The organism is Saccharothrix sp. CB00851, assembly GCF_001905065.1.
Lineage (GTDB): Bacteria > Actinomycetota > Actinomycetes > Mycobacteriales > Pseudonocardiaceae > Actinosynnema.
The window spans coordinates 433961-444698 of the sequence record NZ_LWLC01000034.1 but is presented as its reverse complement, the minus strand read 5'-3'; the positions used below and the strand labels follow the sequence as shown (position 1 = coordinate 444698).

At 71.3% G+C, this 10738-nt stretch carries 6 protein-coding genes; 3 read left to right on the top strand and 3 right to left on the bottom strand.

Annotated features, from left to right (window positions below):
• Positions 1–363: 363 nt before the first annotated feature.
• Together A6A25_RS30875 and A6A25_RS30870 are read right to left on the bottom strand one after the other, a co-directional pair.
• Positions 364–4572 (bottom strand): FkbM family methyltransferase, encoded by a 4209-nt coding sequence (locus A6A25_RS30875; RefSeq protein WP_143193506.1) that lies wholly within the window; start codon positions 4570–4572, stop codon positions 364–366.
• Positions 4573–4631: 59 nt separating this feature from the next.
• Complete coding sequence (locus A6A25_RS30870) at positions 4632–5975, bottom strand: glutamine synthetase family protein (protein ID WP_073896124.1); 1344 nt, start codon at positions 5973–5975, stop codon at positions 4632–4634.
• Positions 5976–6126: 151 nt separating this feature from the next.
• Here A6A25_RS30870 and A6A25_RS30865 point away from each other — a divergent pair, with 151 nt between their 5' ends.
• The 3 genes from A6A25_RS30865 to A6A25_RS30855 are packed head-to-tail and all read left to right on the top strand — an operon-like array spanning position 6127 to position 8962.
• The gene (locus A6A25_RS30865; RefSeq protein WP_073896236.1) at positions 6127–6780 is read left to right on the top strand and encodes an LppX_LprAFG lipoprotein; all 654 of its coding nucleotides are present in this window, start codon (positions 6127–6129) and stop codon (positions 6778–6780) included.
• 8 nt (positions 6781–6788) lie between these two features.
• The gene (locus A6A25_RS30860; protein WP_073896235.1) at positions 6789–8315 is read left to right on the top strand and encodes an MFS transporter; all 1527 of its coding nucleotides are present in this window, start codon (positions 6789–6791) and stop codon (positions 8313–8315) included.
• Between the two features lie 44 nt (positions 8316–8359).
• Positions 8360–8962, top strand: coding sequence for an HdeD family acid-resistance protein (locus tag A6A25_RS30855; protein ID WP_083668801.1), 603 nt, complete (start codon positions 8360–8362; stop codon positions 8960–8962).
• 10 nt (positions 8963–8972) lie between these two features.
• Here A6A25_RS30855 and A6A25_RS30850 read toward each other — a convergent pair whose 3' ends face one another.
• The gene (locus A6A25_RS30850) at positions 8973–10688 is read right to left on the bottom strand and encodes an NAD+ synthase (RefSeq protein WP_073896121.1); all 1716 of its coding nucleotides are present in this window, start codon (positions 10686–10688) and stop codon (positions 8973–8975) included.
• Positions 10689–10738: the final 50 nt, after the last annotated feature.

Sequence of the window (10738 nt, the reverse complement as noted above, 5' to 3'; positions counted from 1 at the left end):
TACTGGCTATTCGGCACGCTGTTGAGTTCTCAAAGAACACGCGCTCACCATCTTGTCCCGCGTCTTACCGCGGTTCATTCCGGGGCTTTGTGTTTCGTTCTGGTTGAAGCTTAGCTCGCTCGTTTTCGCGGTGTCAAATCGGCCGGTTTCGGCTTCTCGGCTCCGCGCTGAACTCGCTTCGCATTCAATTTGTATCAGTTTCCAGAGCGGAGGCAGCACGCTGTGCTGCTTATTCGTTTCTGAGAGCTTGACGCCGCAGTAGTCTACTCGGCCCGATTCGCGGTGTCAACCGCTCGTTCCGAGGTTCTTGCTGGCGACTCGGTAAAAGTTACTCATGACCATCGCCGGTGTCAAATCGCCTGGTCAGCGGCCTGCGGGAGCGGTGCGGGCTGGCATCGCGACCTGCGGACCCGGTCCCTTGGGCGCCACGGGACGCGGTCGCAGCCACAGCGTGATGGTCCGCATGCCCTGCATCGCGGCCACGATCTGCTCCGGCGACGCCGGTTCGCGGGTGGCCACCGGCACCAGGTCGTAGCCCCAGATGCGGAACTCCTTCAAGACCGTGACCGGATCGTCGCCGAAACCCTCCGTCGCCGAGGCGGAGAACTCCAGGAACACGTGCGGGCGATCCCGGCGCAGCAAGCGCACCAGTCCCGCCAGCGCACGGTGACCACGACCGGGCGCGTCCACTCGGACGACGGACAGCTTTCGACCCTGCAACGACGGCACGGCCTCCAGCTCCTTGTCGAGCCTGGCCGCACGCACCCGTGGCACCTCGTCCCCGGCGCCCTCCGGCAGCGGCGCCACCGACACCCCGCCGGTCAACGACGGCTGGGTGACCAGCTCGCCGGTGCTCTCCCACGCGGCGGCGTCGACCAGGACGAGCTGTTGCGCCACCCGTTCGGGCAGGTTGACGTCGACGTTGTGCCGCAACAGCGCCCGCGAGGTCGGGCACGGCTCCACCGCGACCACCGCACCGCCCGTGCCGAACCGGCTGAGCATGCGCACGGTCTGGTAACCGACGTACGCGCCGACGTCGAGGAAGATGCCGTCCGGCTCGACCACCGAGTCGATCAGCTCCGACAGGTCCGTCTCCCACACCCCGTTGCTGGACAGCATCGGGAGCATGAACGCGTCGTCGGACGGCAGGCGCAGCAGGCCGACGTCGGTCAGCACGAGCGAGCTGCGCGGCACCGCCTCGCCGTGCCGTTCGTGCTCGCGCACCACGACGCGGCGCAGGGCGTCGGCGGTCTGCTGGGCCTGGTTGGCGGCGCGCACGCTCGCGTCGAGCTTCGCGTCGCGCTCCCGCAGGACGTCCACGACCTTGGACTCGAGCGAGTCGATCCGGTCGAGGGTGCGTTCGAGGGCGACGGCGAGCTTGTCGATGCGCTGGGCCAGGACGTCGTTCTGCTTGGCGCGCTTGGCGGCCTCGGCGACGACGGTGTCCTCGATCTCGCGCAGCCGCCGCCCTTGGCCCGCCATGTCGGCGCGGACCCGGACGACGCCGTCGTCCACACCGACGAGCTGGTCGGCGAGGTGGCCCTGGTGCTCGGCGTGCTGCTCCAGCTCGGCGCGCAGCACCTCCAGCTCGCCGAGACCGACGCCGGTGGAGATGTCGTCCTGGCGGCGGACCAGCTCGGAAACCGTGCGCTCGACCCCGTCGACAAGGGACGTGAGCACGTCGCGCATGTGGTTGTCGTAGTGGTCGAGGACGCGCAGGACCACCTTGCGCAGCTGCGGTGCCATGGGCGTGCGGCTGGCCGTGCCGACGTCGGGTTGGCGCAGCAGGGCGTGCTTGGCGGCGTGCAAGGCCTTGAGCGGGTCGACGGTCGGCGCGGGCTTGGCCCGGCGGGCGCGCCAGCCGCGGTAGGCGTGCTCGACGCGTTCGCGGAGGACTTCGCCGATCTTGGTGACGTCACGGGTGGCGCGTACGTGGTCGCGGCCCTTGATGCCGATCGCGACGGCCGTCGGCAGGTCCTGGGCGAGCGCGCGCATGAGCTTGGCGGCGGCCTGGACGTCGGGTTCGACACCTTGGCGGCACGGCACGAAGATCGCCGCGCCGCGGTCGAACAGCTCGGCGACCGCGCCGTGGTCGGAGGTCAGGATCGGCGTGGCCTCGGCGGCGTGCCGGGCGAGGGTGTGCGCGATCCGGTCGCACGCACCGCCCCGGTGCAGGTGGACGAGGCAGTCGACGTCGCCGAGCGCGTCGACCAGCTCGATGCGCTGGTCGGCGGCGGTGGCGAGGCGCAGTCGTTCGGCGGCTTCGGGGTGCGCGTCCGCGTGGGTGACCTCGATGCGCAACGTGACGTCGTTGCGGTCGGGGAAGGCGGAGAGGAACGCGGAGACGGCGCCCAGCACGTTGCCCGCGCGGTCGACGGCGTGGTCGGCGAGGGCGCCGAAGATCACGCCTTCGTGTGACTCGGGGGTGCGGTCGTCGGCTTCCGGGACCGGGAGCGGGAGGACGCGGACGGTCGGGCCGCCGGGGCGTTCGAGGGTGGCGCGGGTCGTCTCGGAGGGGACCCAGAGTTCGGCGGCGTCGGTCGGCTGGTCGTCGTCGAGGAGGTAGTCGACGACGAAACGGCTGTCCGGGACTCGTTCGGTGGTGCCGACGCGGATCACGACCGGGTAGCCGGCGATGGTGGAGGTCGGCAGGCCGGACGCTCGGGCGGCGGCGTGGACGAGTTCGGCGATCGGGCCGGTGCCGAGGACGGAGACGCCGAGCTGGTCGTGCAGCACGGGTGCTTCGGCGCGGGGGCGGGGCACGGCGTCGACCGGCAACCGGCCTGCGGCCACGCCGACGCTCGCGCACCAGTCGCGGAAGGCCGCGCCGTCCGCGCCGAACGGGTCGGGGAACTGGGTGCGGAGGGCTTCGTCGGAACGCCAGAGGGCGGCGGCCCAGCGCGTGCTGCCGGGGAGGTCGGGTACGGGTTCGCTGGCCCAGGCGACGAAGCCCGCTCCGCTGTCTGGGCCGAAGGCCGGCGGTGGGGTGGTTCGGGCTGGGGACGCGGCACCGGCGGGAGGTGGGACAACTGCGGGAGGTGCGGCAACGGGCGGCGAGGCAACCACGGGAGGTGCGGCGGCGACTGCGGGCGGCGAGGCAACGACAGCTGCGGCAGGCGCGGCGACACGGCTCGCGGGCTCGCCGCCGGTAGCGGGGACAGGAGTGCCGTTGATCGCGGGTGCCGCGGCGCTGGTCGATTCGGTGCCGGCGGTGCTCGGCTCGATCTGCCCGGACACGGACGCGGGTGTCGGCTGGTCGGCCTCCGCGACGGGCTCGGCCTCGGTGGCGGGCTGCGCGTCGGCGGCGGGCTCCGCGGGCTGGGCGTCGGCGGCGGGCTCCGCGGGTCCGGCGTCGGCAGTGGGCTCGGCCTCGGTGGTCGGCACGGTCTTGGCGATCGGCTCGACGGCGGTGGGAAGCGCGGCATCCGTGATCGGCTCGGCCTCGGCGGCGGGCTGGGTCGAGGCGACCGGCCCGCTCAAGGTGACCGGGCCAGTCGAGATGACCGGGGCGACTGGGGCGACCGGGGCAACCTGAGCGGTCGGGTTGGTTGGCTCGGTCGGGGTGACCAGACCGGTTGGGGTGGGGGGTCGGCTTTCGGCGCTGAAGGCGGAGCCCGGGTGGGTCCTGGCGGCTTCGCGGTAGTCCGCGCGCAGTTCGTCCGGGATCTGGGTGCCGTCGGCGAGTTGGCCGAAGCCGTAGCGGACCCGCTGGGCGGTGTGGCCCTTGCGCACCAGTTCCGCGCGGTAGGTCGTGCAGAGTTCGGCCAGTTCCGGGTGTTCCGAGAGCAGGACCCGGGGGCGGTCGGCGAAGTCCGCCGACAGCAGCCACGGGCGGTGGGGGTCGAAGCCGGCGAAGTGGACGCTGCGGACCGGCTCGCCGATCGTCGTCAACGTGCCGTCCGGGCGGCGGTGGAGGTCGCGTTGCGCCGCGTTCCACACCGACAGGCCGACCGTCGCGTCACGCAGGACGTGCAGGTTCACCAGTGCGGGCGCCATGTCGAGCACGGCCTTGGTGGCGTCCGGCGTCCGGCGCAGTTGCTCGCCCAGGGAGCGCAGGAACGGCTCGGCGCCCGGCGCGACCAGCAGGAAACCGGGGTCGAAGACGCCCGTTTCGAGCAGTTCGGTCGGCGTGGGGCGCAGGCCGTCGTCCGGCAGCGGTCGCAGCGCCCTCGGCAGCAGGACCAGCGGGCCGCGGCGGGCGGCGGACTCGACCAGGTCGGTCAGCGGGTTGAGGACCTGCACCCACGGGTCCAGGTACAGCACCGGCACGCCTTGACCGAGCAGCTGTTCCAGCAGCGTGGGCCGCAGCACGCCGCACAGCTGCGACGCCGTGCAGCCGGTCGCCAGCTCGGCCAGTTCCTCCCGGCTCATCCCCAGGTCGGCGGGGGTGACCAGGCCCGGACCGGAGTTCTCCGGCAGGGCGTCGACCACCAACGCCATGAACCTGGCCTGCGGGTGGTTGGCCAGGAACGAGCTGGACAGCACCTTCACCGCGGGCAGCTCGGCGGCGGTCGCCACCGTGCAGGCGATGAACGTGGGACGGGATTCCGAACGCGCGGGCACCTCGGTCACGGTCTGCAAACCTAGCTTCTCCGAGTGCCCGGTGTGGACCACCCGCACTGGTGTCTCCCTCACAGGACCGGCAACAGGTTGCGCAGCTCGTACGGCGTCACGCTGCGGCGGTAGCCGTCCCACTCGGCCCGCTTGTTGCGCAGGAAGAAGTCGTACACGTGCTCGCCCAGCGCTTCGGGGAGCAGTTCGGAGTTCTCCATCTCGGTCAACGCCTCGCCGAGGTTCTGCGGCAGGTTGTCGTACCCGGCGGCACGCCGCTCGCGGTCGGTCAGCGACCACACGTCGTCCTCGGCGGGTGGTGGCAGCTCGTAGCCCTTCTCGATGCCCTTGAGCCCGGCCGCGAGGATCACCGCGTACGCGAGGTACGGGTTGCAGGCCGAGTCGAGCGAGCGGATCTCGACCCGCCGCGACGACGACTTGCCCGGCGAGTACATCGGCACGCGGACCAGCGCGGACCGGTTCGCGTGGCCCCAGCACACGGCCGTCGGCGCCTCGCCACCCACGATCAGTCGCTTGTAGGAGTTCACCCACTGGTTGGTCACGCCGGAGATCTCACGGGCGTGCTTCAACAGCCCGGCGACGAACATCTTGCCGGTGTCGGACAGCTGGTACGGGTCCTCGGCGTCGTAGAACGCGTTGCGGTCGCCCTCGAACAGGCTCACGTGCGTGTGCATGCCGCTGCCGGGCTGGTCGGTGAACGGCTTCGGCATGAACGAGGCGCGCACGCCCTGGGTGATCGCGACTTCCTTGATCACGTACCGGAACGTCATCACGTTGTCGGCCATGGTCAGGGCGTCGGCGTAGCGCAGGTCGATCTCCTGCTGGCCGGGCGCGCCCTCGTGGTGGCTGAACTCGACCGAGATGCCCATCGCCTCCAGCGCCTCGATGGCGTGGCGGCGGAAGTGGGTCGCGGTCTCGTGGCTGGTCTGGTCGAAGAAACCGCCGTTGTCCGCCGGGACGGGCTCGCTCCCGTCGTCGGGCAGGCCCTTGAGCAGGAAGAACTCCATCTCGGGGTGCACGTAGCAGGTGAAGCCCGCCTCGCTGGCCTTGGCCAGGGTGCGGCGCAGCACGTGCCGCGGGTCGGCCCACGACGGGGAACCGTCCGGCATGGCGATGTCGCAGAACATCCGCGCCGAGTAGTGGCTCTTGTCCGGGGTCTGCCACGGCAGCACCTGGAACGTCGACGGGTCGGGCTTGGCCACCATGTCCGACTCGTACACGCGGGCGAAGCCCTCGATGGCCGAGCCGTCGAAGCCGATGCCCTCGCTGAAGGCACCTTCGAGCTCCGCGGGCGCGATCGCCACCGACTTGAGGAAGCCCAGGACGTCGGTGAACCAGAGCCGGACGAACCGGATGTCGCGTTCCTCGAGGGTGCGGAGCACGAACTCCTGCTGGCGGTTCATGACCTGAAGCCTAGGTAAGACCGGTTAACCGCGCGTTGCCGACTCGGCCGAACGTGCTGCGCCGTTTGCCACGCCGAGGTGAACGCGCAGGTCACGGGTTCGCGGCGGTGTTTCGCCGTGCCGTCGGGCGGCTGGATCTACGATGCACCCCATGCTCCCTCGTCGCACCCTGATCGGGTCGCTCGTGCTCGCACTCGTGGCGGGCTGCACGTCGTCCGGTGGTGGCGGCGGTTCCCTGCCCGACGGGCCGGACCTGCTGGCCAAGGCGTCCGCGGGGATGAAGTCGGTGACCAGCACGCACTTCACGATCAAGGTCGACGGCGAGCTGCCCGGCGTGACCGTGAAGGACGCCGAGGGCGACCTGAACGCGGCGGGCGAGTCGCAGGGCCGGGCGAAGGTCGAGCAGTTCGGCCAGCTGATCGAGGTCGAGTACGTGCTGGTCGGGCAGGACCTGCACTTCAAGGGGCCGACCGGCGGGTACACCAAGCTGCCCGCGGCGCTGGCGGGCCAGGTGTACGACCCGACCGCGATCCTGAACCCGGACAAGGGCGTGGCGCGGGTGCTGGCGGACGCGCGGGACGCCAAGACCCTGTCGAACGACGACGGCGTGGCGGTGGTCCAGGCGACCGTGCCGAAGGACGTGGTCGCGGGCCTGGTGCCGGGCATCGACGCCGACGTCGCCTCGGAGTTCTCGGTGAAGGACGAGCGGTTGCAGAAGGCGCTGTTCACGTTGCCGAGCGGGGCGAAGGTGACGATCGAGCTGTCCGACTTCAATAAGCCCGTCACCGTTTCGCCGCCCGCGTGAGTTCGGCGGTGAGTGCGGTCAGGGCCCGTCGGCTGGCGATCGGGGCCGGTGCGACGGCGGTCCTGCTGGGTGCGCTGGACGCGTACGTGGTCGTCGGCGTGCTCGTGGACATGGTGCGTGACCTGGGCATCCCGGTGAACCACCTGGAACGCGCGACGCCCGTGGTGACCGGGTACCTGCTCGGGTACGTGGCCGGGATGCCGTTGCTGGGTCAGCTGTCGGACCGGTTCGGGCGGCGGTTGGTGCTGCACCTGTGCCTGGTCGGGTTCGCGGTCGGCTCGGCGGTGACGGCGCTGGCGGGCGACCTGCCGCTGCTGGTGGCCGGGCGGGTCGTGCAGGGGTTGGCCGGTGGGGCGTTGCTGCCGGTGACGATGGCGTTGGTCGCCGATCTGTGGGCCGCTGAGCGGCGTGCGTCGGCGTTGGGCGTGGTGGGCGCGGCGCAGGAGTTGGGCAGCGTGCTGGGCACGCTGTACGGGGTCGGGTTGGCATCGTTGTTCAACGCCTGGTCGTTCTTCGAGTCCGTGGAGCCGCAGAGCTGGCGGTGGGTGTTCTGGGTGAACCTGCCGCTGGCCGCCGTCGCGATGGCGGTCGTGCAGGTGACCGTGCCGCGGTCGGTGCGGTCGTCGGTGCGGATCGACTTCGTCGGTGGCGCTTTGTTGGCGTTGGCGCTGTCGTTGCTGGTGGTCGCCCTCTACAACCCCGATCCGGCACGGTCGGTGCTGCCGTCCTGGGGCTGGCCGGCGTTGGGTGCGTCGGCGGTGGTGTTCGTCGGGTTCGTGCTGTGGGAGCGGCGGTCGTCGGTGCGGCTGCTGGACCCGGCGGGGGTGACCATGGGGCCGTTCCTGGCGTCGCTGGGCGTGTCGTTGGCGGCCGGGGCGGCGTTGATGGTGACATTGGTGGACGTGGAGCTGTTCGCGCAGACCGTCCTGGGGCGTGACTCGGCCGCGGCGGCGGGGATGCTGGCGCGGTTCCTGATCGCGTTGCCGGTGGGTGCGCTGGTCGGCGGGTGGTTGGCGGCGCGGACCCGGTTGGGTGACCGGTGGGTCTCGTTCGTGGGATTGGTGGTGGCCGGCGGGGCGTACGCGCTGATCGCGCAGTGGCCGGCCACGGTGACGTCGTTCGTGGTGGGCCGGGACCTGGCGGTGGCCGGGTTCGGGTTGGGGCTGGTGATCGCGCCGGTGTCGGCGGCGGTGCTGCGGGTCGTGCCGGCGGCGCAGCACGGTGTCGCCTCGGCGGCCGTGGTCGTGGCGCGGATGACCGGGATGCTGGTGGGCGTGGCCGGGTTGTCGGCTTGGGGGCTGCACCGGTTCCGGGAACTGACGGCCGACCTGGACACGCCGCTGCCGTTCGGGATGACGCCCGAGGAGTTCGCCGAGAAGGCGGAGGCCTACCGGGAGGCGCTGACGGCGGCGCTGCTGACGGAATACCACGAGATCTTCTGGATCACGGCGGTGATCTGCGTGGTCGGTGCGGTGGTGTCGTTGCGGCTGCCGCGTGCCGGTTCTCCGACGGAGGCGAACCACTCGGACGAGTGAACCGTGGCCCTGCGGGGGCGGTCGGGTCGACGGACGATGGCCGCATGACACATCCCGATGCGAACACCGCTGGTCAGGCTGGCCGAGGTGAGGCGCGAGCCGGGCGCGGGCGGGGGTTGTGGATCGCCTTCGGGGCGATCACGCTGCTGATCGGGCCGGCGGTGTTGCTGTGGCCGGGGCTCACGCTGCTCACGGCGGCGGTGCTGTTCGGCTTGCAGATGCTGGTCACCGGCGTGTTCTGGCTCGTGAGCTCGTTCGCCGGGGGTGAGCCGGGGCGGCAGCGGTGGCTGCTCGCGGTGGCCGGGTTGTTGGCGTTGGTCGCGGGCATCCTGTGCCTGCGGGCGCCGTTCCAGACCATCGCGGTGCTGGCGCTGCTGCTCGGCGCGACCTGGGTCGTGGGCGGGGTCGCCGAGGTCTTCCACGGTGTCGGCACGAGTGGGTGGGCGGTGTTCTCCGGCGTCGTCACCGCGATCGGCGGGATCGTGGTGCTGGTGTGGCCGGTGGCGAGCCTGATCGCGTTGGTGTGGCTGCTGGCGGTCGTGCTGATCGTCTTCGGGGCGTTGGCGATCGCGGGCGCGGTCGGCACCGGCCGCGAGCCCCGCGCCAAGGCGGCGGCCACGCCCACCGGGACGACGGCCACCGCCTGACGGCGGGTGATCAGCCCTCGCGCCAGCCGCTGGTGATCGGGAGCCGGCGGTCACGGCCGAAGGCCTTGAACGTGATCTTGGTGCCCGGCGGGTACTGGCGGCGCTTGTACTCGGCCTTGTCGACCATGCGCAGCACCTTGTCGACCAGCTCGTGCGAGAACCCCATCGCGATGAGGTCGCGGTAGCCCTTGTCCCCCTCCACGTAGTCGTCCAGCACCGAGTCGAGCAGTTCGTAGTCCGGCAGCGAGTCGGTGTCGACCTGGCCGGGCCGCAGTTCGGCCGACGGCGGCTTGGTGATCGAGTTCTCCGGGATCGGCGGCAGCTCGCCGAGCTTCTCGGCCTCCGCGTTGCGCCACCGCGCCAAGTCCCACACCAGCGTCTTGAGCACGTCCTTGATCGGCGCGAACCCGCCGACCGCGTCGCCGTAGATGGTCGAGTAGCCGACGGCCAGCTCGGTCTTGTTGCCGGTGGCCAGCACCAGGTGGCCGTGCTGGTTCGACAACCCCATCAACGTGACGCCCCGGCACCGCGCCTGGACGTTCTCCTCCGCCAGCCCGGTCAGCCCGAGCTGGTCCACGAACGCGCTGACCATGCCCGCGATCGGCTGCTCCGAGTAGTGGCAGCCGGTGCGCTGGGCCAGGTCGTAGGCATCGGACTTCGAGTGGTCCGACGAGTAGACCGAGGGCATGGACACGCCGTACACGTGGTCGGCACCGAGGGCGTCCACCGACAACGCGGCCACCACCGCCGAGTCGATGCCGCCCGACAGCCCGAGAACGACCGAGCGGAAGCCGTTCTTGTGGACGTAGTCGCGCAGCCCGGTGACGAGCGCGTGCCACACCTCCGCCTCGTCGGACAGCGGCTCGGCGGGCTGCGGCACGGGCAGCGGGTCGTAGGCCGGGAGCGGGTCGTGGGTCAAGGACCGGCGGTGGACCACGAACCCGCCGTAGCTGCCTTCCGTGCGGGGCGTGCCCTCGAGGAGGTCCAGGTCCAGCACTACCAAGTGCTCCACGAACTGCGGCGCACGCGTGATCAGCGAACCGTCCGCGCCGACCACCATCGTGTCACCGTCGAACACCAGCTCGTCCTGCCCGCCGATCAGGTTCACGTACGCCAGCGGCGCACCCGCCTCGACCGCGCGCCGCGCCACCAGCGGCAACCGGGCGTCGTCCTTCTTCCGCTCGTACGGCGACGCGTTCGGCGAGACCACCAGGTCCACGCCCGCCTCACCGAGCGCGGCGATCGGCCCGCCGTCCTGCCACAGGTCCTCGCAGATCACCATGCCGACCTCGACGCCGTGCACGCGCACGACGTCCAGCGAGTCGCCGGGCGTGAAGTACCGCCGCTCGTCGAACACGCCGTAGTTCGGCAGGTGGTGCTTGTGCTGCCGGGCCACCACCTCGCCCCGGTGGAGCACGGCGGCGGCGTTGCGCATGCCGCGCTCGTCGCGGTCGAGGTAGCCGACGAACACCGCCAGCTCACCGCACCCCGCGCCGTCCAGCCTGGTCGCGAGCGCGGTCAGGGCCTGTTTGGACGCCTCCGCGAACGACACGCGCAGCGCCAGGTCCTCGACCGGGTACCCGGTCAGCGCCATCTCAGGGAAGACCGCGAGGTGGGCGCCCGCCTCCACGGCCTTGCGGGACCACTCGACGACGAGTTCGGTGTTGCCCGCCAGGTCGCCGACACAGGCATTGACCTGGGCGAGGGCGAGTCGGAGCTGTGGCATGGGGGCATTCTCGCTCACCCGGAGCAACCTTGGCGGACGTTGTGTCCCAC